The 25,741-nt window shown below is 37.3% G+C and carries 26 protein-coding genes and 2 tRNA genes; 4 read left to right on the top strand and 24 right to left on the bottom strand.

What is annotated here, in order from left to right; all coding sequences use genetic code 11:
* On the top strand, positions 1-1,041 hold the full coding sequence (locus EGI05_RS10090) for a HesA/MoeB/ThiF family protein (protein WP_123262933.1): 1,041 nt from the start codon (positions 1-3) through the stop codon (positions 1,039-1,041).
* A gap of 49 nt (positions 1,042-1,090) precedes the next feature.
* Here the strand turns inward: EGI05_RS10090 and EGI05_RS10085 are convergent, their stop codons facing one another.
* The 7 genes from EGI05_RS10085 to EGI05_RS10055 are packed head-to-tail and all read right to left on the bottom strand — an operon-like array spanning position 1,091 to position 7,176.
* Positions 1,091-2,008, bottom strand: coding sequence for a bestrophin family protein (locus EGI05_RS10085; RefSeq protein ID WP_123262932.1), 918 nt, complete (start codon positions 2,006-2,008; stop codon positions 1,091-1,093).
* Positions 2,009-2,042: 34 nt separating this feature from the next.
* Entirely contained in the window at positions 2,043-4,445 is a 2,403-nt protein-coding gene (locus EGI05_RS10080; RefSeq protein ID WP_123262931.1) for an FdhF/YdeP family oxidoreductase, read from the bottom strand.
* 27 nt (positions 4,446-4,472) lie between these two features.
* Entirely contained in the window at positions 4,473-4,823 is a 351-nt protein-coding gene (locus tag EGI05_RS10075) for a DUF7009 family protein (RefSeq protein WP_123262930.1), read from the bottom strand.
* Positions 4,820-5,698: a formate dehydrogenase accessory sulfurtransferase FdhD gene (gene fdhD / locus EGI05_RS10070; RefSeq protein ID WP_123262929.1), complete on the bottom strand. Its 879-nt coding sequence runs from the start codon at positions 5,696-5,698 to the stop codon at positions 4,820-4,822. The genes EGI05_RS10075 and fdhD overlap by 4 nt, the downstream gene beginning before the upstream one ends.
* A gap of 47 nt (positions 5,699-5,745) precedes the next feature.
* A complete protein-coding gene (locus tag EGI05_RS10065) occupies positions 5,746-6,162 on the bottom strand; it encodes a molybdenum cofactor biosynthesis protein MoaE (RefSeq protein WP_123262928.1) in 417 nt (138 codons plus the stop codon).
* A 5-nt stretch (positions 6,163-6,167) separates the two neighbouring features.
* Entirely contained in the window at positions 6,168-6,410 is a 243-nt protein-coding gene (locus EGI05_RS10060) for a MoaD/ThiS family protein (protein WP_123262927.1), read from the bottom strand.
* A 16-nt stretch (positions 6,411-6,426) separates the two neighbouring features.
* A complete protein-coding gene (locus tag EGI05_RS10055; protein WP_123262926.1) occupies positions 6,427-7,176 on the bottom strand; it encodes a sulfite exporter TauE/SafE family protein in 750 nt (249 codons plus the stop codon).
* 185 nt (positions 7,177-7,361) lie between these two features.
* Between EGI05_RS10055 and EGI05_RS10050 the strand changes: the two genes are divergently transcribed.
* From EGI05_RS10050 to EGI05_RS10040, 3 genes are all read left to right on the top strand, one after another.
* On the top strand, positions 7,362-8,312 hold the full coding sequence (locus EGI05_RS10050) for a Dyp-type peroxidase (protein WP_123262925.1): 951 nt from the start codon (positions 7,362-7,364) through the stop codon (positions 8,310-8,312).
* A gap of 176 nt (positions 8,313-8,488) precedes the next feature.
* Positions 8,489-8,563, top strand: a tRNA-Pro gene (locus EGI05_RS10045).
* A 15-nt stretch (positions 8,564-8,578) separates the two neighbouring features.
* Positions 8,579-8,652 (top strand) — tRNA-Arg (locus EGI05_RS10040).
* A gap of 104 nt (positions 8,653-8,756) precedes the next feature.
* Here EGI05_RS10040 and EGI05_RS10035 read toward each other — a convergent pair.
* The 17 genes from EGI05_RS10035 to EGI05_RS09950 all read right to left on the bottom strand — a co-directional run bounded on the left by EGI05_RS10035 (position 8,757) and on the right by EGI05_RS09950 (position 25,370).
* Positions 8,757-10,025, bottom strand: a complete 1,269-nt coding sequence (locus tag EGI05_RS10035) for a serine hydrolase domain-containing protein (RefSeq protein WP_166668346.1) — start codon at positions 10,023-10,025, stop codon at positions 8,757-8,759.
* Between the two features lie 73 nt (positions 10,026-10,098).
* Positions 10,099-10,659 carry a DUF6624 domain-containing protein gene (locus tag EGI05_RS10030; RefSeq protein ID WP_123262923.1) on the bottom strand — a complete coding sequence of 187 codons (561 nt, stop codon included), beginning with the start codon at positions 10,657-10,659 and terminating at the stop codon, positions 10,099-10,101.
* 93 nt (positions 10,660-10,752) lie between these two features.
* The gene (locus tag EGI05_RS10025) at positions 10,753-12,078 is read right to left on the bottom strand and encodes a hypothetical protein (protein WP_123262922.1); all 1,326 of its coding nucleotides are present in this window, start codon (positions 12,076-12,078) and stop codon (positions 10,753-10,755) included.
* A 123-nt stretch (positions 12,079-12,201) separates the two neighbouring features.
* Complete coding sequence (locus EGI05_RS10020; protein ID WP_166668347.1) at positions 12,202-13,203, bottom strand: alpha/beta hydrolase; 1,002 nt, start codon at positions 13,201-13,203, stop codon at positions 12,202-12,204.
* Positions 13,204-13,446: 243 nt separating this feature from the next.
* Positions 13,447-14,244: a hypothetical protein gene (locus tag EGI05_RS10015; RefSeq protein ID WP_123262920.1), complete on the bottom strand. Its 798-nt coding sequence runs from the start codon at positions 14,242-14,244 to the stop codon at positions 13,447-13,449.
* Positions 14,245-14,265: 21 nt separating this feature from the next.
* The gene (locus tag EGI05_RS10010; RefSeq protein WP_123262919.1) at positions 14,266-14,889 is read right to left on the bottom strand and encodes a carboxypeptidase-like regulatory domain-containing protein; all 624 of its coding nucleotides are present in this window, start codon (positions 14,887-14,889) and stop codon (positions 14,266-14,268) included.
* 251 nt (positions 14,890-15,140) lie between these two features.
* Positions 15,141-15,815 (bottom strand): family 16 glycoside hydrolase, encoded by a 675-nt coding sequence (locus tag EGI05_RS10005; protein WP_185144970.1) that lies wholly within the window; start codon positions 15,813-15,815, stop codon positions 15,141-15,143.
* A gap of 32 nt (positions 15,816-15,847) precedes the next feature.
* Positions 15,848-16,900: a hypothetical protein gene (locus EGI05_RS10000; protein ID WP_123262918.1), complete on the bottom strand. Its 1,053-nt coding sequence runs from the start codon at positions 16,898-16,900 to the stop codon at positions 15,848-15,850.
* 72 nt (positions 16,901-16,972) lie between these two features.
* Positions 16,973-17,839, bottom strand: a complete 867-nt coding sequence (locus tag EGI05_RS09995) for an AraC family transcriptional regulator (protein ID WP_123262917.1) — start codon at positions 17,837-17,839, stop codon at positions 16,973-16,975.
* Positions 17,840-18,199: 360 nt separating this feature from the next.
* On the bottom strand, positions 18,200-19,006 hold the full coding sequence (locus tag EGI05_RS09990) for a helix-turn-helix domain-containing protein (protein ID WP_123262916.1): 807 nt from the start codon (positions 19,004-19,006) through the stop codon (positions 18,200-18,202).
* Between the two features lie 19 nt (positions 19,007-19,025).
* On the bottom strand, positions 19,026-19,430 hold the full coding sequence (locus EGI05_RS09985) for a GlcG/HbpS family heme-binding protein (RefSeq protein WP_123262915.1): 405 nt from the start codon (positions 19,428-19,430) through the stop codon (positions 19,026-19,028).
* Between the two features lie 58 nt (positions 19,431-19,488).
* Positions 19,489-20,280: an SDR family oxidoreductase gene (locus EGI05_RS09980; protein WP_123262914.1), complete on the bottom strand. Its 792-nt coding sequence runs from the start codon at positions 20,278-20,280 to the stop codon at positions 19,489-19,491.
* A gap of 340 nt (positions 20,281-20,620) precedes the next feature.
* Positions 20,621-20,962 carry a helix-turn-helix domain-containing protein gene (locus EGI05_RS09975; protein ID WP_123262913.1) on the bottom strand — a complete coding sequence of 114 codons (342 nt, stop codon included), beginning with the start codon at positions 20,960-20,962 and terminating at the stop codon, positions 20,621-20,623.
* A complete protein-coding gene (locus EGI05_RS09970) occupies positions 20,946-21,170 on the bottom strand; it encodes a hypothetical protein (protein WP_123262912.1) in 225 nt (74 codons plus the stop codon). Before EGI05_RS09970 ends, EGI05_RS09975 begins: the two co-directional genes overlap by 17 nt.
* A gap of 222 nt (positions 21,171-21,392) precedes the next feature.
* Positions 21,393-21,848, bottom strand: a complete 456-nt coding sequence (locus EGI05_RS09960; RefSeq protein WP_123262910.1) for a transposase — start codon at positions 21,846-21,848, stop codon at positions 21,393-21,395.
* Positions 21,849-21,863: 15 nt separating this feature from the next.
* Positions 21,864-22,394: a hypothetical protein gene (locus EGI05_RS09955; RefSeq protein ID WP_123262909.1), complete on the bottom strand. Its 531-nt coding sequence runs from the start codon at positions 22,392-22,394 to the stop codon at positions 21,864-21,866.
* Positions 22,395-22,490: 96 nt separating this feature from the next.
* Complete coding sequence (locus EGI05_RS09950; RefSeq protein ID WP_123262908.1) at positions 22,491-25,370, bottom strand: DUF11 domain-containing protein; 2,880 nt, start codon at positions 25,368-25,370, stop codon at positions 22,491-22,493.
* Positions 25,371-25,741 lie beyond the last annotated feature (371 nt).

Here is a 25,741-nt window from a genome sequence, read left to right as displayed (position 1 = left end):
ATGAGCAACCCGCTTGAACGTTATCATTGCCAGATGGCTTTACCCGGATTTGGGATTTCCTCTCAGGAACTCCTCAGAAATGCTAAAGTTCTGATCGTAGGCATGGGAGGGCTTGGTTGTCCTTCAGCACAATATCTGGCTTCTTCAGGGATAGGAACCATTGGTCTTGTTGATGATGATACCGTCTCCGAAAGCAATCTGCACCGCCAGATTTTATATACTCCGGAAGATATAGGAAAATCAAAGGTTAACATTGCCGCTAAAAAATTACAGCAACAAAATCCATCGGTAAAAATCATTCCTTTTAATTTCCGGGTAACTTCAAAAAATGTCATGGATTTGATTTCTGAATTTGATTTGATTATTGAAGGAACAGATAATTTTGAAACAAAATGTTTGTTGAATGATGCTTGTGTATTGACCGGAAAACCTTTGGTATATGGTGCCATTTATCAATACGAAGGTCAGGTAAGTATATGGAATGTTATACAAAAAGACGGTACTTACTCTCCTAATTACCGTGATGTTTTCCCGAATGCGGAAGAATCACAGGTTCCGAACTGCAGAGAAGGCGGCGTACTGCCTACACTGGCAGGAATTGTTGGATGTATGCAGGCCAATGAAGCCATAAAATATTTTACAAATCCTGAAGATTTATTGGCAGGAAAGTTATGGATGACGAATGTTCTGAACGGCAAAACACAGTTTATCAAATTAAGAAAAACTTCTATGCAGATTACAAGCTTACCTCAGACTGTTGAAACTATTCCGTTTGAACGACTGATGCAGGAAAAAGATCTTTTTGAAATCATAGATGTTCGTACCCCAAAAGAACATGAACAGTTTAATATAGGAGGAATCAATCTTCCTGTAGAAGAATTACAAAATCACTCAGATTATATTTCAGGTTGTGACAGGCCTATTTTAGTCTATTGTCTATCCGGGAAACGCAGTGCAGAAGCGGCGAGAAAAATCAAGAACATTTTTCCTGAAAAGAAAGTGTATTCTTTAAAAGATGGCATTCAAAAATATAATAAATAAAAGTAATTTCTTAATAATTCAGAAGTGACAATAATCTTCTTTTTAAGCATTAATCAATAATATTCTGATCCGTTTTTTGAGAAACAGTAACCCGCTCCCCTACCATCTCATGAATAGTTTCGTCAATCATGATACACATGCTGTTCAAGGCTAAATCATTAGCATCCGTTCCAAACGGCTCCTCAATTTCATCAGCAATCGCTTCAAATGCAACAAATGTATAAGCAATAAATACAACAATAAGAGGAGTAAACCATCCCAACGAATCTACAAGACCGAAAGGCAACAAGAAACAATAAATATATACCGTTCGATGCAATAAAACGCGGTAACTGTAAGGAATTGGGGTAGAAACCAATCTTTCACAACCTCCTAAAATATCAGAAAGCTTATCAAAATTTTCATCAAAACGAGCCTGTTGGATAGAATCTAAGCAACCTTCATCTTTCGCTTTTTGGACCCATTCCGCAAGCAAGCGCATGATAACGGCCGGCCGATATTTTGATCCCGCAACGATTTTCAGCTGGTCTTCATCAAGCCTTGATTTTAAATCTTCATAAGCATCTGTTCCTCTAAGCTGATGCTTCAATGCAAAAACAAAGGCACTAAGGAGCTGAACAAAGTTGTGGACAGAAATAGTATCGTTCTTTCTATTACTCAGAGTCATTGCCTGTCGGGTCAATACACGTACAGTATTCAACAAGGCTCCCCATAATTTTCTTCCTTCCCAAAACCTGTCATAACTGGCACTATTCCGAAATCCGAGGAACAAGGCCAATACAAAACCAAACAGTGTAAGTGGTGTAGGGTTTAACGGGACCTTAAACGAAAGAATTATTCCATGAAAATAGGTCACCAATACAGAAAGGATTAAAAGCAATCCCAAACGGGGAAGCAGTGCCGGCAAAACAGAACCATGCCACACAAAAAGCATTCTGAACCAATGTTCCTTTTTTCTTATGATCATTACTCAATGATAATTTGCCTAAGTAATATATATTTTATTGTTGTTCAAGGCTTGTTCCGGCTGCAGCAACTACATGATCATCAATCCTTTTAAAAATTTCGGGACTGTGCTTTCGGATTTTGATACGGACATATTTGGAAGCCGGCATATTGGCACCATTTACCACGTTATTGATGGATACCAGAACATTGGTTTCCGGAAAATAAGTCATGGTACTTTTCTGCGGAATAGGATATTTTACTACAATGAAAAGCGGTGCAATCCTTTCGATTCCGTCATCATAATTAAAAAGATCTACGTGATCTCCTTCTTTCAGTCCTGCCTTTTCAATATCTTTTTCATTCATCATAACCACCCTCCTTTCATTGAAAATCCCACGGTAGCGGTCATTCAAACCATAAACAACGGTATTAAACTGGTCATGTGTTCTGGTAGTCCCCATCAGATATTCATCCTCTGCAAGAGAATTATCTGGTACAGCGGTTATATTGAAAGCAGCTTTTCCCGGATAAAATTCACTATTGAAAATCCCATCTCTTGGTCCGTTCGGAAGATAGAAACCTCCTTTCTGCACTACTCTTTCGTTATAGTTTTCAAATCCGGGAATACATTGTTCAATATCGTTACGAACAGCATCATAACTGTTGATAAACTTATCCCAATCCACAACGGAGTGTTCCCCTAAAACGGCTTTTGCCATTCTGCAGGCAACGTGGGTTTCATTGATCAGGTGTTTTGAAATAGGTTCGAGAACCCCTCTTGACCATTCTATAACCCCCATTGAATTTTCCGTGCTTACATGTTGAAGTTCGCCGTTTATCATATCTTTTTCACTTCTGGAAATTACAGGTAGGATCAAAGCTTCTTTTCCGTGGATAAGATGACCTCTGTTTAATTTTATAGAAACAATTACGGACATTTCTAATTTACGCATCGCTTCTGCTGTAAAAGTCGTATCCGGTGCAGCAGAAAGAAAATTACCTCCCATGCAGAACATGAATTTCACTTTACCTTCATGCATTGCTTTTAGCGCATTTACAACATCATATCCTCCTTTTCTGGGCACTTCAAAGCCATAATACTCCTGCAGCCTATCCAATTGTTCCGTTGTAGGATGGTGATTAATAAGTAATGTTCTGTTACCCTGCACATTGCTATGTCCTCTAACCGGGCACGCTCCTCCACCTTGGATCCCTATGCTTCCTTTCATGAGCAGGAGATTCACAATATTGTAAATCATTTCCACCCCGTTGTGCTGCTGTGTGATTCCCATTCCCCAACAAATGATAATCCGTTTTTTATAGGCGATCATTTGTGCAGCTTCTCTTAAGTTTTCGACCGGGATACCACATTCTTCTGATAAAAAATTAAGGTCATATCTTTTTAATTCCTCAATCAATTCATTGAAGCCTGCAGTTTTATTTTCTATAAATTCCTGGTCAAGGACTTTTCCCGGATTTTTAGCTTCTTCTTCCAATACGAGAATTTGAAGTGCCTTTAGAAGTGCCATATCTCCGTTAATTTTTACAGGAAGATACAGATCCGACAGTTCATAAGGTTTATTGAGCAAAGCACGAACTTCCTGAGGATTTCTGAAACCTTTTAATCCAGCTTCGGGAAGCGGGTTAACCGCTATAATTTTGGCGCCGTTTTTCTTTCCTTTAGTTAATGCAGAAAGCATTCTCGGTGAATTGGTTCCTGGATTCTGCCCTATGATCATGATAAGGTCTGTATCATAGAAATCTTCCAGCTTTACAGTTCCTTTCCCAATACCTATACTTCTGGAAAGTGCATAACCGGAAGTTTCGTGGCACATATTGGAACAGTCCGGAAAATTATTGGTCCCGAATTCACGGGCAAATAACTGGTAGACCCAAGTCGCTTCATTACTTGTTCTTCCTGATGTATAAAATATGGCTTCGTCAGGAGAATCCAATGCATTTAGCTTTTCAGCAATTTTCGTAAAGGCATCATCCCAGCTTATTGGTTGATAATGCGTTCCTCCTTTCGGTAAATACATGGGCTCTGCAATTCTTCCCAACTGGCTGATTTCAAAATCTGTCAGCTTCGCTAGATCATATACCGAATTTTCTCTGAAGAATTCTGCTCCGATCTTTTTTGAGGTAGCTTCTTCCGCCAAGGCTTTTGCACCGTTTTCGCAATATTCGCCCAATTTGGAACGCTCGTCATCCGGATCTGGCCATGCACAGCTCGGACAATCGAAACCATCAAACTGATTCATGCTAAAAAGAGCCCTTCCGCCACGAAGAACAGAGGCATTAAGCACCAACTGATCCAATGAATGAAACACCGCAGGGACTCCCGCCGCCCAGGCTTTGGGCGGTTTCAGCTTCAAATCCAGCAGTTTATAGGGCGGTTCTGCAGAAGGTAATCGGCTGCCTTCTTCCTTTTTATTGAGTACATCTTTGTTTTCCATGATCTCTACCTTTAAAAAATGAAAAAATTAGCATTTTAGGTTCGGGTTGGGATAATTGTCGCTTTGATCTTCCAACGTATTATCAATACAGACAAAATCTTTTTCTATTAAGAGTTTAATCTTTCCAGTCTGCCCTTCAAAGCCTACCCTGTCTGTAGAAATCCACTCGGCTATCATTGTTGCAGGCATCTTCAGAACCATTCTGTTCTCGATGAAAGCTGCTGAAAGTTCTGTATCTTCTGTTCTTTCAATAGCGTATATAAATGGACGGTCTACAAATTCAGTAAAGCTTGAAATAATGCCGTCTTCTCCTAATTTTGCCACTTCGGATTGGGTAAGACGAAATCTCACTGTGTTATCTTTAATTCTTATTTTCATAACAAATTTTCAATTTTAAAATGGCTGCCGGAATGGTAGATATTAAACCGGTTGTCCCGGAGAAAGCCTAATAAAGTGATATCAAATTCTTTTGCCAGGTCTATCGCAAGACTCGAGGGTGCCCCAATCGCCGCAACAATAGAAATTCCTGCCATTGCAGCTTTCTGAATAAGCTCGAAGCTGGCTCTTCCACTCAGAACCAAAATTGTATCATGCAAAGGAAGCATTCCTGCGGACAAGGCATGACCTATGAGTTTATCCAGTGCGTTATGCCTTCCTACGTCTTCACGCAGTGCCAAAAGATTGCCTTCTACTAAATCAAAAATCCCGGAAGCATGAATACCACCCGTAGCACTAAAATTATTCTGAAACGACTGTAGCTTTTCGGATAACCGATACAAAGTTTCCAAGGAAACTTCTGTATTCTCTTTTGTATGGTTATGAAAAGTGCTTACTGTTCTTATGGATTCTATAGATCCTTTTCCACATACACCGCAGCTGGAAGTGGTATAAAAGTTCCTGTCGGCTTTCATCAGTTTAGGAACAATGCCTTCTGTAAGCTCAACAATAACAATATTTTCGCTGTTCCTGGAGCATTCTTCCTGCGGAGAATAGATTTCTTTAATTTGTTCACGATTGGAAATAATCCCTTCTGTGAATAAAAATCCTGCAGCAAGTTCTGCATCATTTCCGGGAGTCCGCATGGTCACAGAAATATTTTTTGACTCTTTTTTACCTTCAGCGCTGTAAGAAACCCTGATCTCCAGAGGTTCTTCTACAGAGATATCATCTGTATAAGGAAAACTATTACTTTCCTTGACTTTAATGATTTCTATCTGCTTTACAGATTTACTTGACAACAGATTTGTTTTCATGACATAGTGACTGGCCTAGTAAAGGTACAAAATTTTTATTCCTAAAATTAAGGGTGTGCTGAAACCCATTCTTCCCCATCTTGGAAAATTTCTTTTTTCCAGATAGGCACTGTTTTTTTTATATTTTCAATTATAAAGCTGCATGCATCGAAAACAGCATTTCTATGCCCATCACTCACCACAATTATCACAGCGGCCTCACCTGGAAACAGGATTCCCGTGCGGTGATGGACTACGATATTCTTTACCGAAAATAAAGAAATGGCTTTATCTGCTATTTTCTGTATTTCCTTCACAGCCATAGATGCATAGCATTCATATTCCAAACGGCTGACAGACTTACCTTTGGTATGATTTCGTACTGTTCCAATGAATGATGCCATTCCTCCACACGTAGGATCGGACACAAGTCTAAAGCAATCCGTCAGATCCAGTATATTTTCTGTTATTTTTATATCAATCATATCTGTTATCCACCACTTACCGGTGGAATTATTGCTATTTCGTTAGAGACTGTTATGATCTGATCTTCCTCCGCATATTCATCGTCAATGGCAATAAAATAGGATTTTAATCTTTTCAGTTCGGGAAAATCTTTTTCCAGAAGTTCCTTGAGTGCTTTGACGCTTGCTCCTTCATGTATTTCTATCTCTTTCTCTGAAGTTCCGAAAATATCTTTCGTTATTCCGAATGCTAATATTTTAAGTATCATTTTTACATTTAACTTATTACCAATATTTTATTAAAACATTTATCCCGGCTACCAAAACCAGAACAGCGGTCATTCTTTTAATGACCAAAGGATTCCATTTCAGGGACATCCTGGAACCGATCTGTCCGCCAATGAATACGGCAAAACACAAACTCAGGATTCTGAAATAATTCATATCAGCAGACAGTTTGGATAATTGACCGAAAATACCCGACACTGAATTTACCAATATGAAAACACCTGATGCAGCCGCAATTTTCCGTGGGGTATCCCATTTCATGAGATGTAACAGCGGAGAAAGAAAAATTCCACCGCCAATACCTACCAATCCTGATAAAAATCCAATCCCCCCTCCTAAAAATCCATTTTTGAAAAGAGAAATTTTGGTATATTCCTGAGGTTCTTCACCATTTTTTGTTTCTGTTTTTACCCATAGCAACAATGCAGCAATGATTAAAGTACCCCCTAATATCAGGAAAAAAGTTTCCTGGCTTATTTTCAAAGCAGCTCCCAAATAGGCCATAGGTACACTTACAATCGCAAGCGGAAGTATTTTCTTCCAGTCAGTCTGCTTATTTCTGATGTAAATAAATACTGCACCCACTACCACAATAACATTACAGATAAGTGCTGTTAACCGTATTTCCTGATAAGGAAAACTGTACATTGCCAGAACCGCAAGATAACTTGACCCCCCGCCAAATCCCACAGAAGAATAAATGAAAGCGATGATTAAAAAAAACACAAAGATTTCCCAATGCCCCATATATTGTGCAGAATTAATTTTCCTACAATAATACTCATTTTTAGGGCGCCATACGAAGGTATAGTAAAAAGTTTCTACCGTAATTTGTGAGAAGAATATTCTGAATTGTTTATTTTACAAAACCAATTTCATTATCCAACATCATTTATTAAATTTGATCATTAAAAACCGATATACCTATCTCAATGAATAATACTTTTTCTACTGATTATAATGCTCAGAATGTTACAGATTATCCGAATAATAACACCTATTTTTTAGTATGGAATTTTAAGGACAGTGCTGATCCTGATAAGATCAAATCGGTTTTCCAAAGAGTTTGTGCTTTGGTAATTAACCTGAATAATTCAGCACTTGACCGTTTTCCGGATTCCAAAGCCAGCTGTGTAATGGGTATTGGATATGAAGCATGGCAACAACTTGAGTTGCCTCAACCGCTGCCTAAAGAATTTAAGAAATTCCAGGAAATAAGAGGCAGTAAACATACAGCAGTAAGTACGAAAGGTGATTTGCATTTCCACATCCGGGCCGATGAGAAGAGTTTTGCTTATGATATGGCCTCTACAATTTCCGGATACATGAAGGAAATAGCGGATTGTGTCGTTGAGGTACAGGGATTCCGTTATTGGGACAGCCGGTCTATTTTAGGTTTTGTTGATGGTACTGAAAACCCGCACGGTAAAGACCGGGATCATTTTGCCATCGTTGATGATTCTGATTTACAATATGAAGGAGGAAGCTATCTTTTTGTACAGAAATACACCCACAACCTTGATGCATGGAAATCGCTTTCTGTAGAAGAACAGGAAAAAGTAATCGGCAGATCCAAAGACCTTGATATTGAAATGGAGGATGATGTAAAACCCAAAAATTCACATATCGCATTGGCTAATATTGGGGATGACTTTAAGGTTGTGCGTGATAACATGCCTTTCGGAAATGTATCAACTAATGAAATGGGAACTTATTTTATCTGCTATGCGAGTACATTCAGTACAGTTGAAAAAATGCTAACCAATATGTTCATTGGTAACCCGCCGGGAAATTATGACCGAATTCTTGATTTCAGTACTGCACAAACCGGAACATTATTTTTTGTTCCAAGTTTAGATATGCTCGATGAATTTTCAGGATAAATTTAGCAAGTCTTCCCACTATCATTATTAAATAAACAGCTGGTTTTCAAATAAGTAAATATTCAATCTTGAATTATTTTATTTTTTATTTCAGTTTTACTTTTTTAATTTGAAAAACTATTGTATATTTGCACCCACAAAAAACGAGGTAAAACTCGTTAGTAGATGGCCTTAATCGGGGCGTAGCGTAGTCCGGTCATCGCGCCTGGTTTGGGACCAGGAGGTCGCAGGTTCGAATCCTGCCGCCCCGACTGATTAACACTTTAGGGTGCGTAGCTCAGCTGGATAGAGCATCTGCCTTCTAAGCAGACGGTCAAAGGTTCGAATCCTTTCGCGCTCACTTAAAGACACAATTATTAAATAATTGTGTCTTTTTTTATATATCATAAAAATCTGTGACCCAAAATTTTACAATTGGGATATTTATAGTTCGATTTTTGGAAGCTAGAATTCTTCTTCCATACCCTTTGCATATTTGTACAACTCTTCATAAATATCAAAGAACACATTTTCATCTTTTTCAGCCAATGAAGTATTAAAAAATACGATAACTCCGATTTTTCTATCCAAGTCAGAAAGCATAAAAGTTCTCACACCAGCATCGGAACCGTTGTGTCCGATCCTTGTACCCCCCATTTTGGTCGCCCAGAAAATCCCGGAATTCATCTTTTTTATATTAATGCTGTCCGGCTTATTTGTTTCTGTGTATTGGAACTTTAGCATTTCTTCAGCCAGTTCTTTCTTCAACAGCTTCTTTCCCTTATATTCACCATCGTTCAAAAGGGTGATGAAGAATCGGGATAGCTCATTTACAGATGTTCTTACACCTCCATCAGGATAGGTTGTACCTTCAGATAATTTTATGGGCACAACAATATCACCTTTCTTTTCATAAGGTTTGGAGTGCTTATTAATATCGATTTCCGACAAAAACCAACCCGAATTTTTCATCTTTAAAGGATCGAAGATAAATTGCTTACTATACTCATTAAGTTTTTTACCCGTTCTTATTTCCACAATATAGCCGGCCAAGCCAGCTGCTATATTTGAATAATCACGAATCTTTCCCGGCTTTGCATTCAAAAAATTATCTTTTGAATAATACTTCCCTCCCTTGACATAGTAATTTTTCAAAAAAACGCCCAAATCTTCCGGTTTCTTTCCATCATAAAAATACGTACTGTCCGTGTAAAAAGGATAACGGTCTGCTAATCCGGAAGTGTGAGTTGCCAACTGCCTTAAGGTGATTTTTTCATCAGGGAAATTGGGATTGATCACTTTAAAAGGTAGATAATTATTGATATCCTCATCCAATGAAACTTTGCTCTGTTCTACAGCTTTCATGATGCAAAATCCGGTGAAGGTTTTACTGATGGAGGCAATATTCATAATTGTAGAAGACGTAAAAGGAATTCCTTTTTCTTTGTCTGCATAACCATAACCATTTTGCCATACCAATTTTTTGTCAATGATCACTGCTACGCCGATTCCTACAATTCCGGCAGAATTCATTTTGCGTTCAATAATACTATCGATTGCAGAATTATGCTTGATCAAAACCCGATCCGTTACATTTTCAAATGGTTCAGAACTTTTTTTTGTTTTAGAATACATAGTATTATCTTTAGTATTCTGGACATTTATTGTATTGATCCCGCAAGAAGACATAAAAATAAACAATGGCAAAGCCTGCAAAACAATAGCTCTTTTCATAATAAAAATTTTAAAATATAACATCTAAAGTATTAAATCTATTTACTTTTCAATTTTCAAAAAATACGTTGTTTTATTTCCAACCTACTTTCTGTCTCCATGCGATATAATCCGGGTTTTGGCTTTCGATGGATTCTATTTGTTCTATTGGCAGGATTTTATCGATTTCTTTCTGTGAAAGTTCCGGTAGAAGATGCTTTTTTCTCAGCTCATTGATTTCATCTTTATTGATGACCGGATAGATGCTGCCATCTGAGTTCAATTGGGTACCGAATTTCTGTGGCTTCCCCTGAAAAAACTGAATCCGGTCAAATAAAAAGGCAAGATGCTTTAGATTAATGTCAGACTGATGTTCAAACATCATTTGGTAAGAACTTTTCATAAATTCAGGGTCAGATATGGAATGCTGTATAATCAACCAAGCTGCTTCACTCGCTTCTTTACCAACTTTAGAAATCGTAGGAAACCCGATTTGCTCAATGATATGTCTTAGATGTCGGGCGTTTTCTTTGTGTATTTTTTCCATTTCAGGATGATAGCCGTCTGAAAGTTTGTTCTCACTCAATAATCTTTCTCTTACCTGCAAATCTTTCTTTGCCAATCGAATCAGTTCCTCCGAAAACTTAGTGTTCATATCTTTTTTGTATTAAAAATCCCATCAATCTTCATATCAAAAAAATCATTTTATATTTTAAAGAATCTACATAGCTAATCAACAAGCACATTATTATTTTTGGTATTTGATATTTGTAGTCTCTCTTTTTTTTGTTAATTTATAGTTGCCCGTTACTTCGTCTTTTATTACGGAGTATCCGTCATTAAGCTCTAGTAGCCAACCCTCTCCAGTTATAATCTTATTCTCTATTTTCAAAGGACTGGTGACTAAAATCTTGTCCCATTTAGAGCTCATTAACGCTCCATTCTCTACGGTAAGTATTCCCCACTTATCTGTAACTCTAATATTTGGATAGACCGTTCCCTTGTCTTCAATAGGTATAATATTTCTTGGATCAAATGATACATTCATTTTCTCAAATACCAGTTCAAAATGGGGTTGGGTAATAAATTTACTTTTATATTCAGCAATTAGCTTTTTCGTTTTGTTTTCTCTTGCTTCTTCTTCTGAAATAATTGCTTTTCCGTTGTACTGATGTAAAATTAAGGCTGTTGCTTTCCTTAAATCATTTGGTAACGTTATATTGAATGCTTTTATAAAATACTCCGTCAGATTTGTTTTAACTGTTATTTCTCTGTTCCAGCCTTTTTTTGTATTATTAAGCAAATAACCGTAGACAGGAGTTGTCTGATAAGCAAATGACCGAACAAATGTAGGATTGCTTAAAAAAGAGTTTATGCTTTCAATAAAATGTTCGGATGATTGCTTTCTGTCTCTTCCGCTAATCACTGAACCTGTATATTCAGCAATTCCTTCATTTAATTCTAACAAGTTTTCGGTAATATATGCTCCGGGATAAAGCAAATACCTGTATTTTCTAAAGGTTAAAGCATGAGTAAGATACGTTTTTCGTTCAGTTTCATTATGTGCTTGTAATGCCTTCTTTAATGCTTCCAGTTCTAAACGTAAATAAATTCTACCATTCTTTTCGTCAAGGTGATTGTTTTCAACGTTAAATAGTTGAAACCCTAACAATGGTTGACTTACGTGAAACAATTCGTGGGCAAGCAAATTTATTCTGTCCTGTTTATTGACTGGCAATGGAAGCATAATCATAGCCCAACGTCTGCCATTCCAATTGACAGCTGTGTTTGCAATATTAATTTCGGCAGGTAAAATCCCGGAATAGATCTTGCCGTCTTGTTTAAGAATACCTGTGCTATCAGAAAAGTTTGCAAATATTTGTCTCGTATCAGGATCGACTAATAGCATCGGTCCATATAAATCTTTTCCCCATAGTTGTTTATGCTTGTCTGCCTCAATTTTTATTTCATTGAAATTAGCTGAAATACTATCCTGAAAAATTGAAACTTCCTGCGCAAACGATAATTGAATGGACATTAAAAACAGTATGGGAATGCACAATTTTCTGATCATTTTGTTACTTTTAAAATTTAAATAACGTTTAGGGCTAAGCGAAAGTGGTAACTGAAGTTGATATTTTAACTAATGTATAAAGATTCAATAAAATTCTAGCATTTAGTGACATACAAATCGCACTTATTTTTGATGTAATATTTTATCTACCATATCATTGATTGCTTTTTCAACGACCTTTGGGTTATCCTGATTGATATAGTGACCACTATTGGGAGCCATGACTTGCTTACTGTCCGTAGAAAGAAGTAAAAAGTCTTTTTGCATTTTATCCCATGCATTGATCATTTCAAGTTTTAATTCTTCATCTTTAATAGAAGAATCATAACGCTTTGGATCTGAAGCGGTAAGTATCAAAAGAGGGATAGTACCGAAAGACTTTATCTTTGCTGCTTCTTTTTTGATAGAACTCATATGATCCTGTTCTTCCAACACCGCATCTGCGCTTTTGTAAAGCAAAGCGGGCATGATGGAATTTTGATATTTATATTGTTTTTCAGCGGGAAACATACCTTTAAACATTAATCTTGCCACCCCAAAAGTATTTGCAAATTTTAAAAAGCCACTCGGCAACCCCTGATTGACCATTTCGAAAAGTTCCGGTGACAGATATTTTTTATCGTCAGGACATTGACTATCTACCAATATTATACCTGCAACATCTTGAGGATATTGATTGACAAAAAATCGGACAAGTGTACCTCCAAATGAATGCCCAACCAGAATATAAGGCTTAGGTACGTTAGATTTTTCAAGCAGAAGATGCAGTTCTTCAGCCATCTTTTTACCTGATTTTGGATTCTCGCCACGTTCGCTCCATAATATTCCTGACCTATCATATGAAAAACTTGTATAAGAAACCGGTAACTGCTGTTGAATATGGTACCACTGCAGATGTCCGGCAGGATCGAATGCCGTTTCAAAAACAACAGTTGGTCCCCCATTTCCTTTTTTGTAATAATGCAGCCGATGATTGTCAACTTCTGCAAAATTGCCGTCTGGCGTTATTTTTTTAGTATCATTTCGGGATATCCTTTCAAAGATAAATCCTGCAATAAGCAACAATATAATCAATGCAACTAAGCCTAATCCTATCCGTTTAATCCATTTGAAAAAAGCCTTCATAAATATTTTTTTTATTATAACGTGTATTTGGTATCGATTCTCTAACAAAATCGAATTTTCCATTCTTCATAATATCGAGAAAGTTTTCCAATATTTTTTAGCGTCTAATTGATTGCTGGCAATGTCAGCAAGTTATAAAAAACTGTCAAACTATTGCAAAGGAATGATCATTATATATGTTTTTATCCCTTAACATCCTCAAGTGGATTACCATAGTTGCCAGACTGCGGATATTATTTAGTTCTATTCCTTAAATCCTGAAACTTTGAAATTACTTACCAGTACTCCCGAATCATTGGCATATCGCCACGGTGCCGTTATATAAAAATTTTTAGCCTCTGTAGGGCTGAAGAGAACCGCATCGGCTAACTTTACATCATTGAGATAAACCGCCATCCGTTCCCCGTTAACCGACAGGACGATGTGCAGCGGACGATTGATCCATGGCTCAAGATCAAAGGTCGTATTTACAAATTTTTCCGGCTTACTGCTGCCTATATTAACCTGATTGGTATCGTAGTAGTGCAGTTGTACATAAGTCCCGATATTGCTATCATAATGGTGGACACTGTTATCGCTGGCAAAACCAAACGACAATGGCGCTATATCTTTTACGTGCTCTGCTTTTGCGATAATGTCAAAAGATAAGGTAAACCGGCTGGGATAGTTGAGCGGATTGGAAAATTTGTAAATCTCCCTATCCCCTAAGTCCAACCATTTACCTTTCTGATCTGCTACCATTCTAATAGTAGCCTTTCCATTGGTTTTGAAGCTTGTAGCAATGGTACCTGGTTGAAATGCCGAAAAATCTTCTGCGAATATCAGCGAATCACCAGCCACTACAGTGCTACTGCGGTTCCCTGATTTATCTGCGGTTTTCCCTTCTTCTCCAGTGGTATTGTTGTCAATTTTTTTTTCTATAGCTTTTGTGGATTTATCTTTTGCTTTTTGAAATATACCACTGGGTTGGGCATGTACCTCAATTCCTGAGAGCAATAGTACAAGGAACAGTAGTCCGTTGATTTTTTTATCTGTTATCATGATGTAAGATATTTTTGTAAACTAATGGAGGTTAACTCTAACGATTTCGCCGTCTTCCTTTACCTCTACAAATGCCTCTATTCTGTCCTCGTAGTCAACAGAATAGCTCTTTTGTTGATAGTAGTCTGTCTGACCGCCATAATTGTTGTACCCGGTTCCGGTATATTCATTATATGTCCCATTGTGCGTATATCCCAGAAAACCTTGCAGGAAATATTTACCAGGCTTCATGTTAGGAAACGTAAATTCTCCATCGCTATTGGTAATTGCTTCAAACCTGTACCTGTAGGCATCTTTGGAAAGATAGACATAACGTCTTTTTCTTAGGCTTTCTTTTTCCTTTCTCAAAGCATACCAAGATTCCAGATATGGTGTTACCGGGAACAAGGTAACCTTTATCTGGTTGGCATAGATGCGTTGCCCCACTTTGAGTCCCCATTTGCTCTTCGCTTTTGTAAAAGCTATTCCTTTAATGACAGCCGTACCTTTGGCAAGTTTCTGTTTTGCCTGTAATGAATCAAAAGGAACCTGCGGGTAAAGCGCTTCAATCTTATCCTTTTTCTCCGGCTCTTTATATTGAGCCGAAACGATAGCTGTTGATGATAATGCATAAAAGATTGCAACAGTATATTTTTTTAACTTCATGATATTGATTTATGGGTTAATGATTGTCTCTGATAAGGAAGATTGATAGTTCCCCCGGCTATACTGACTGCCTCTCTCACCATATTCCTGAAAATTCCTGAAAAATTCCCCTTGATGCCAGATTTACTGATCACTTCAATTTTCAGTGTAAAGACAACATCTGCAAATGAGGTGTTGTACAGCAGTGTAGCTTCAAGGCTTTCGTATTGCGTAGCGGTATAAATTTTTGTATAAAGTTTTATGCTCCTTTTTTATTTTGATGGGCTAATTTTCAGATTTCGGAAATAGCCATCTGTTCCTACATCGACAAATAAGCCTACAGCACCCGTCGCATCCGGGCCTTGTTTAAGGTCATTCACGATAAGGCAAGGGTATTTGTTCTTATTTAAAAAAAGTTTAGCCTGGCTGCCTTGGATTTCAATTTTCATCTTGATCCATTCATTCAAACCCATATCGGCATACGACTCGTACTTCTCTGGATTTTCTTTTCTTAGACGTTCATATTTATAATCTGGAAAAGAAAAGTATTGAATAGAGTGATTGCGTCTCACCTGATCTTCGGCTCTGCCATTCGCTGGGCGTACATATATGGATTCAAATTTGGAATTCATGTCATCGATTCTGAATGCCAATCCAATAAACCCACGGTCGGTTGGAGCTGCAGTAGGGAGCAGTCGGCTAAGAACTTCTACCTCGATACTGCCATTTTTGAATTTTGTATTCTTTATTTTAACAAATGTAGGTTCGTCCGCTTCCTTTACCGTACTGTCTTTTACTACCCTAACAACTTTTTCACCTTCCAGGCTGACAATTTGCATATAAACTTTATTAGGTACAAGATTGCTCTCGTCTAAAACTATTTTTTGGCTGTATGCACTTTCTGAGACTAATAGGAAAAGAAATAAGACTGTTCTTAATTTTTTCATACTTCTTATTATAAAGAGTTTATGACTTTTATTTATTTTTTAAAAAGTCCGGCATTTAGATTCGAACCCAATGAACCTTCCACCAATTGTAAGTAATTACGTTTGCTCTGGTCCTTTTCAATGATCACGGTTCCGGTGGTCTGTATGTTTTTCATTTCCAGAAAATCTGTAGGAGTAGCAGTACTGTCACTCAATGGCCCGCTTCCGTATCCTGCCAGTTTATTATAATTCACAAAAATACAGTCAGAAGCTTTATACCGGCGTGTGCTTCCTTTTTCCCTAATCCACACTGTGCTGGTGTTGGCAATAATGTTATGATGAAAATCAAAATCATTACCGTTGGTACCTTGTGTAGTCCAGACCCCACAGAAATAGCCACCATAGACCAACGAATGTTGCATGGCACTGCGACTACCGTTCTTTCCTTCATTTTTCCAGAAGACAACAGGTATTTTACAGTTGAAGAAAACACAATGGTCAATAACTAAGCCATAGCCATTGGCGATAACTCCTACATGTAATGGCAGTACATCTGCATTCCCGGCGAACAGACATTGTGTTACAAGCAGATCGTCTAGTTTTTTTCCGTCACGCCAGATGGGATATGAACGTCGCAAATTATTGGCATCGAGATACGTATAATCAGGGCTGCCCGTAAACCGAATACCTGCAATGGTAACGTGGCTTACCTCGGGTTGAATCCCTTTTGCTTCTTCTCCCCCCACACCGGGTTCAGTAGGTACAACGGTCATCACGACCGGCATTTTTTTCGGTGTCCAGTCGGCATCATCGGGCATCACTTCAGCACGGATGGTTAGACGGTCGGTAAAAGTATATTTATCATTGGTAAACAGTACCGTTTTGGTGATCAGATGCACACCTTCTGAAAGAATAACCGTTGTTTCTCCCTGATCTTTATTTAAATTAATGCGTCTGGCGGCTTCTGAAAGGGATCTTAAAGGCTGTGCCTTTACCCCTGAATTCATGTCATTGCCGGTTATGGGATTAACATATAATTGTTCCGCTTTTACGCAAAACAGGTTCATTAGAAAAAATAGAATACCAAATGTTACAGATTTTATCATTTTCCTTTTTTTGGTAAAATTAGGAACATTCGTATCTTACAAAATGGTCATTTTATCTTCAGAATTGTCAATTCATATATTCTTTCGGTATTGCTGGGGTGTGCTATGGGTAAATTTTTTGAAAAAACGGTTAAAGTTGGAAGGATCGGAAAATCCGAAGTCATAGCAGATCTCTTTTGCAGATTTATTCTGGTGCAACTCTTTCTTTATCTCTGAAATGAGTTTGTGATGAATCATTTGCTGCGCTGATAATCCGCTGAATTGCCTACAGATTTTATTAAGGAATCCAGGACTTATATTCAGCATTTTAGTGTAGCCTTCAACGGTTTGCTCTTCTAAAAATCTCTGTTCCAATAAAGAGCGGAATTTGTAGAAATCTGCATGGACGTAAGTGTCCCTCTGAACGTTATAGATCCCTGCATAATAGCGGTTGAGAACGATAAGCAACTGATAAAGTACTGACCGGATCAAATGATTGCTATCATTCTGAATTTGTTCGAACTCCCGTTCTATTTCCCGTAAAAGCTCAAGGCATTTACCGAATGATCCTTCATCGAGCTTCATGTCAGCGGGATGAGAATACTGATGAAAGTATTGAAATCGGTAGAGAAACAACTCATCTGAAAAGAAGAGGTGAAGAAAATCTTTTTCAAAGAACAGCGTGTAACCTCTTATCTTTTCTTTAATTTCCCAGCGGCGAACCTGCCCAGGACTGGTAAAAATGATAGTTCCCGGAGTTATAGACATTATCGTTCCATTCAATGAAAATGTTCCCGATCCCTCTTCAATGAAAACAATTTCGTAAAAACTGAGCTGATGTACAGTGCGGTCCAGTACATAATTTTTTAATGTTTCAATACGTCCAAGATCCAACAATAGTTCAGCCCCATACTTATGCGGCAGAAAATGATACGTTTTAATTTGGGAGGTTGTTACCATCTTTGAAAATTTTTACAATAGAAGGCTCACGTTATAAATACAAGCTTTTGTTTCGCTCTTCAAAGATAAATAGATTTTAACTTCAATGTACGTTGCTGCTCTTCTGGTTTAATATTTTTTTTCAACTAAATATTTGAAAAAGGTAATGGTATATTTAAATGCGTCGCTTTTTAATATTTAACTACAATATTCATTAATAGTCATCATTTTTACCAATAAATTTTCTCAAATCAACCATAAAACGGTTCGAAAATTGTCCCGTCAAGTTCACAAAAAAACTCACAATAATTTGTGAGTTTTTGTTTATATGTACATCATGTGTTTTTTATTATTTCATTGTAAATCTTCAGATCTTTATATCTATTTTATCTGAGAGGAGGTCATCCCAAATCGTTGCTTAAAAGCATAATAAAAGTGAGAGAGGTTTTCAAAACCCAGATCCAGATAAAAATCAACCGGTTTTTGTTTTTTATATTTGATCAAATAGTGAGCTTCTTCCAAACGTTTGTTCAGCAACCATTGTCCTGGAGAACAGTTAAACACTTTTTTAAAATCCCGTTTAAAAGCTGAAGTACTTCGGCCTGTGAGTTTAGCAAATGAATCAATCGGAACATTAAACATATAATTCTGATTCACGAATTGTTCCAGGTCTATTTTGTACGGTTCAGAAAAATCAAATAAAATCTGTTTAAAATCAGGATTGCAACGCAGAAGTAATTCTATTGCTTCCCTGATTTTTAAATCTGCCAACCGTGGTGAGACTTCTTTTGTCTTATCTATATAAGGCGTCAGTGAAAGAAAATAGCTATGCAAAAAATCATCCGGCTCAAAAAATAACTTTTGTGTTCCCATATACCGGTTTTCAAAATCAAATTTATTCTCAAGGGCATATTGCTGTAAAACTTCCTTATCTAAAGTGATAGAAACAAATTTATAACTCCCCGATTTTGAAGGATATTTAGTAGTCCGTATAAGCTGATTTTTTCTGACCAGTACAATTGTATTTTCACGAATAATTGTCTTAGCACCTGCATAGAAAGCATGTGTTTCCCCGGACAGCTGGAATCCAAGAAAATGTTCAGGAATAAATTCTTCATATCCTCTGTGCTTTTCAAATGCACAGGAATACACTAATCTGTCAAAAACTATTTCTTGCTTTGTTTCCATATGGCAAATTTCTTAAATTCTAATGAATTATTGCAGCCGCACCTGCTCCGGCAATTTCCTTATCCTGTTCCGGGGTACCGCCGGATGAGGCTATAGCTCCTATTATATTTTCATTTTTGTCTATTATCGTTACTCCTCCTGCAATAGTAAGCAAGCCGCCATTGGAATTAATCATACCGTACCCGTGCACATCAGCTCCCGTAATTATGGTTCCCATTATATCACTATCTATTCCAAACATTACAGCAGTTTTCGCTTTTTTTACAGCAAAGTCGATTACCCCATAAACACTATCCAGCCTTGCAAATGCCACCAGATGACCTCCTCCATCCACTACGGCAATACTTACAGGGATATTTAATCTTTTTGCTTTTTCTATTGCGGCACTCAGAGCTTTTGCCGCTTCGTTATAAGTTATACTCATTTTGATGTTAAATTTTAGAAAATAAAAGCACAAGTTTTATCTGTACTATCCGTTAATATCAACTTTTTGCTGTCCATGCTTCTGCCTGAAGCTGTTTTACAAAGTCTTCGGTTTCTTTCGGATATACATTTCTGAAGTTGGAATTATCATCCAGTACTACATTTACAATACATTCCGCCATAGATTGTGGGTCCAGCTGATGGGCAAGTGACTCTGCCGCACCGTCAAATGCCGAAAGAGGAGTAAAATTATTTTCAGGGTTATACCATCGGAAAATCGTATCAACACCACGGTCATTAAATCCTGTCCCAAAGACACCTGGATTGCATGTTGCAATTTTGATATTGAATGGTGCCAATTCCGTTTTTAGCCCTTCAGCAATAGCCCCCATTGCGTGCTTAGATGCACAGTAAGCTGCAACATAAGGAACGGTCCATAATTCTCCCATGGAAGTTGTGAATACAATTTTCCCCGGCTTCTTCTGGTTGATAAATTTTTTAATAAAACCTTGCGCCAATTCCAGCCCGCCGAAAACATTAACATCAAACATAGAGCGAATTAAGTCTATCGGCTGTTCGGCGATGGGACCGCCTTCCATAATTCCAGCATTGCTCACCAAAATATCGATATCATATTTTTGATGAATGTAGGCCAGGTCACGAGGATTTGTAACATCCAGCTTATCAACTGTAAGTTCTACACCCTGTTCTTTTGCTTCCCTTATCAAATCACTCATCTGAGGATATACCTGTGCTGTTGCAATTACCTTATGTCCTTTTTTAGCAAGATCAAATGCTGCGATTTTCCCAAATCCGCTTGCCGCTCCTGTAATTAAAATTGTTTTGCTCATTTTTATGTAATTAAGTTTAAAATACTATTACAAAGCTCACTAAATCCAGGTAGCTGAATGTTGGCTAAAAGGTCATTTTCATATTGCTGCAAAGTTCAGTTCAAAAGCACATAATTTAATAGATTGAATATGAAAACTTCTTGATAGGTAGCCATAATCGGAGTGTAGCGTAGTCAGGTCATTGTGCAGCGTTGAGGCTAAAAAGTATTCATTCACAAGAAGAAAATCTCCCTAAATGGATAAGCTTCTTTCATAGAAAGAGATTTTTATCATTCTTATACGTCAATATATCAAAAGAAAAAAAACGTAACTTAAAAGTGCAGATTGTATGTTCTGACATCTAATTATCAACGGATCTATAGAAAATCTTTTTCCATTTTGCTACGGAATTCCTGCTTAGTGAAAAATGTTTGGCAAGCTCAGTATTATTAAGACCATTTTCTTTTTGATAATTGAGCATTTGAAGTATCGCTGATCTATCATAGGAACGATGTTTCTGATTTCTCCTTATTTCTTCTTTCTTTTCAGTATTAAAGATGATCTGGCTTAATTCAATAACATCAATTGCAGATAATTCTTTTTTTGAAAGAATTCTTATGCATTTTTTTTCTTTCTCTGGATATTTTTTTTCGATTAAGTCTTTATAAATTTTATGATAATTTGGTTTAATACCCCTTTCCATATTTTTTAATGATGCTTTTTTTATAGACCGTATCGTTTTGAAAGAATACAACTAAAATAGTTTTCTTTCCCCACCAAGTTCTGTATAATTCATACGTCCAGACTTCATCATGATAAAAATTGAACCCGTCTCCAAGCAGGCGGATAATCTCTTTTTTTGAACAACCAATGAGATAATCTGAATTTTTTATTTGATGTTCCGACAGCATTTCATTTTATTCAATAATATTTACAGATCAATTCTGATAAAGCAATCGTATATAATCCCTTTTTTGACGGATAGATGAAGTCTTTTTTTAATAAAGCCAAAAAAGTAACTTTTCATTATAACCGCATATTCACAATTGTAGATCCGTACGGTTTTCTTGTTCAAAAACAGTTCTGCCTCCTCCAAGGATCTTCCGATCAGCTTTTCCACATACATTGTATGTTCAAATTCCCTTATTCTTACCATACTTGTCCAGCCATTTATACAAGGTCGTTTTAGGAATATTGTATTCATTAACCACTTGAAGCTTTGTTTTTTCACCAGTCTCGATAAGTTCTATCAAAAAATTTATTATTCCTATTGTATAAATATTCTTTCTGAATTTTGGGAGCTGGGTTTCCTTTTCATTAGCGGCAGAAAGCCTTGTATTTGCTTGCGGAGCATATAAAATGAGATGTTGGGAGTATATCCTGAAAAAATCGTAACCCAATAGTTTACTCCATTTCATAATTGTCTCTGCCTTCATATCACGATCTCTAAACATTTGCTGGATTTCTTCATCAGTACATTTAAAAAAATTACTAATCCTGGACAAATCAATATCACATTCCTCTACTCTTTTGCAAATCAGTTCACCGATATGGATATCTTTAAAATCAAACTTATTGGCTGTTTTCATTAGTCTGCATAATGTTTACTTCCAGTAACTCCAATTTTGCCCGTCATATACGGCCAACATATCCGATGCAGTATCATACACCATTGTGCCGGCAATTGCTCCTTTAATGCTGGTGTGAGGATTGGCAACTAAGGGTAATACCATTGCCTTTGTGGTAGATTCTAAAACCATTATCCCTGGTTTAATTGTAGAGTTCGCTCCTATAATTACACCTTTAGTTCCTGTAACATCAGGACCTGCATTTGAAAAGGAATGAACAATCCCCTGATTCTCATCGGTGAGAGAAGTCCATCCTCCATTATTATTGTTATTTATTCCTTCATATACTTCTACCGCTTTCCTGGATGTGTTGAAAACAAACGTTCCTCCCACCGATCCCGGAGCCGCACTTACTGAAGGTAATATGATTCCCTTATTACCTGTCCCAAACTCTACAAGGGCACTTTGATTCACGATATTATTTTTACCAAAAGCTACCTGACTCTGGACTGTTCCTGTAAAAATAAGATTGACAAAAAATAGTAAGATCACTAATTTTCTATTCATTTTTTTAATTTTTTAAATTTATATGGAGTAAAAGAGCTGCCAGCACTTATAAATAAATAACCGGCAGACTCAAGCACCACAATGATTATCATTTATTTATTCATTACACCCTCTCTTGATACAGTTCCACCCAGTACGGGAATTATCAACTCCAGGTGCAGTTCCTCTGTATAGCTGCACACAATTCAAATCTGTATTGTAAATAATCATTCCTTCAACAGCAATTAAGGCATCTCTTTGAGCTGTAGTCATATGGGTTATAACCATACCTTTATCATTACTGTCTAAAACAATATGTCCGTTTGGAACGCTCTGCGGCCAATTAGCTACTGTCAGACTTGCTTTGGTAAGAATCCCCATCTTGGAAAAACTATCTGGTGTCCCTGTTGCTCCCGGTTTTATACAGTGACAAGGAACAATTTTTTTACCTGAACCATACCCGGTCATTGTAGTAACACCAACTACCGATTGTGTTGCTGTTACCATATTTGCCGCAGCAGTATTCCAGGTTATCGTGTTGAAACTATTCCCATTAAATAAAACTAAAGGGAATAATGGTCCTCCAGAAACCTTACTTCCAAACATGGTTACATTTCCTGCTGGCCCGATAACTACTCTGATTAAGGGAGCAGAAGCAGTTCCTGTCATTGACCATACATCCGGAGTATTCAACTCATATTGATCTCCATCGGCAAAGCGAATATTTATTCCGGAAGTTCCGGAAGATTGAAACTGAATTTCCTGTGTTGCCAGCTGAACACCATTTATATTCAGGTTAAAAGAATTATCTAAAGTATAAATATCAAATACAAACCCATAATCTGTAGCTGGCTGGCTAAAGGTAACCGGTGTTCCATTACTGGTACTAAAACTATTTCCCTGCACATCTTCAGTACATATTGCTGCAGGTGAAAATACAATACTAGTGTTATTCAAAATATTATTACAGCTACCTCCCGCACCATTATTGGCACATTCATATTCAGCATTTGTTGGTGGAACGGTAACATCGGTATTGGTAGCATCAGGATCGGTAACATCATTAGGACGTAAAATTGTAGCTTTGACAGCTTGATTTCCTGAAGCAGCCAAATAGGTGATCTCAGTCGAAAAATTATATGTAATCTCGCAGCCGCTTGGTAAATTCAATGACGAGGAATACGTATGAGTTACTGCATTATAACTTAATGTCACCGCTTCAGAACCACAACCATTAGCCGTGAAGGTAAATGACTGAGGACTGAATCCGGATGGAAGCGTAAAAGTAAAGGGAGCTCCTGTTACATCACTTGGACCATCATTTTTTACTTTCACGGTAAAGTTAATTTGCTCACCTGTTGTAACTGCTGTTTTATCAGGAACTATTTGTGTAATTTTCAAATCAGCGATTTTTACATCTACATTCGTTGTAAGGACTGTTGCATTACCCGTTATAAATGTCCATGTATCAATTGATCTGTTATCACCAAACTGTCCTGAGGTTCCTGTACTTCCTACTCCCCAAATATGGCCGTTTACACTACTGTTAATTCCGGTACTGTTTGTTGGTGGCAGGTGACTGTTATTTTTAGGGTTTGAATAAGCCCCTCCCGGCGAATTATTCCCATTAGAACCGTTGGGTACATCTACATCATTCCAATAGACAATATCTGATACTACATTATTTAAGTTGGTATGATCTAATAGTTGGATAACTGTCCCATTTTGATTGTATTCCATATCAAAGAAAGGGAAATGAACTTCTGCTCCCCGAAGCTGTACGGTTACCGTAACAGGAACCGTTCCTACAGGTAATGTATTACCTGCCCCATCTTTTCCATCCCAGAAAATATTGTTTACTCCCGAAACGGAAGCCCCTGTTAGAGTCCGTGTTACAAAAGCTGCAGGAGTACTGGCACTTTGAATGACAACAGTGTACTGTCCTTGTGCACCGGAATTGAATTTTACATATCCTCCTTTATTACTGACCTGCCCTATTGTTCCATCGACACCAATCAGCTGTACACCAGTCACATCCGGCACCACTACAGGGCTTTTTAGCCAGGTTGTTCCTCCCGGCATTGCTCCGGTAGACTGAGCAGGAAGATCATTAGCAGGCAATCTGTAGAATAATTTATACGTAATATGCTTAGATGTATCTGCATTATTGGGATTATGTACTTTTCCCGTTAAGAACGCCGTTGAAGACTGATCAAGGCTTTTATAGATCGGTTCCTGAGTAGCAGCGTCTACAAACCCGTTATTGTTTACAAAAAAAGTAAAATACAAGCCATTGTTTCCATTATTATTTACCCTGTATGTATATCCGTCTTTCGTAAGCACATATACTAATCCATAAAACCCATTGGTATTGGGACCGGTAGTCCCATTTGACAAGTTCAGGATATTGGTATAGACACGCCCATTTATAAAGCCTGTATTTGAAGTATCTATTACAGATACATCCCAAGCCGATATTCCGGCACTGGTATCCTGTGTCCAGTTATTATTGGCAGCAATAGTTGTTGTAGGATCTCCTGTAGATCTTCCAACAAATTCTACGCGGTAAATCCCTTCTGTAGCTACAGAATAGTAAATTGGAGTATATCGGTTTCCTCCTGTCTGCCCAAATAGTTGAGGCCCGGCCAATTCAGCCGTACGATTGGTTATCTGGCCCGAACCGGTATTATTAATAACCTGTGTTCCGTCAGGAGCAAACAACCTAATCCTTCCGTTTCCTCCGTTTTGAGCACTGGATGCTAAAGTAATTCTTTCTCCAACTTTGGCATATACATAATGAATTCCTTCATTAGCAAAGGGCCAGCTTGATGTAGAAGATGTACTTGATCTCATGAATGCACGGTAGCCAGATACTCCTGAAGGATAAAGATCTTTGGATCCATCTGCCAAAAGAGATCCGCTACATAGCAGGCATACTAAAACAACTGTTAAACGCAGTTGCAGATGAGTTATCAGATGTTGTAATTTTTGATTCATTAAAATAATTTTATTGTGTTTATTTAGTTTTTTAGCAAAAGGTATCCTGTGCTTCAAAAGAATGAAGCATTGAAAATCACATTATAATAATCGCTTATATATGGTAAGGTGGTGGTCTTACTGCATAACTATGAGAGATAAAGTGTTTCGAAATATTTTTATTAATCTGATTATCGGAAATTAAGCTGACAAGAAAGTCTGAGAAAAAAATCTTATTGTATGTAGTTTTAATGTGAGAGAAACTAAGAAGAGAAATAGCAATGATTTCAGTTTTGCTTACATTATCAAATACATTTTTAGAACTAAATGAATCTTCAGAATCGAAGAAATGAGTACATATAGCCATATTATGGTCCCTAAAAACCACATTT

The organism is Chryseobacterium daecheongense (assembly GCF_003729955.1).
In the GTDB taxonomy this organism is placed as follows: domain Bacteria; phylum Bacteroidota; class Bacteroidia; order Flavobacteriales; family Weeksellaceae; genus Chryseobacterium; species Chryseobacterium daecheongense.
Note: the sequence above shows the minus strand (reverse complement) of the source record. Positions and strands in the feature narration are given on the sequence as shown.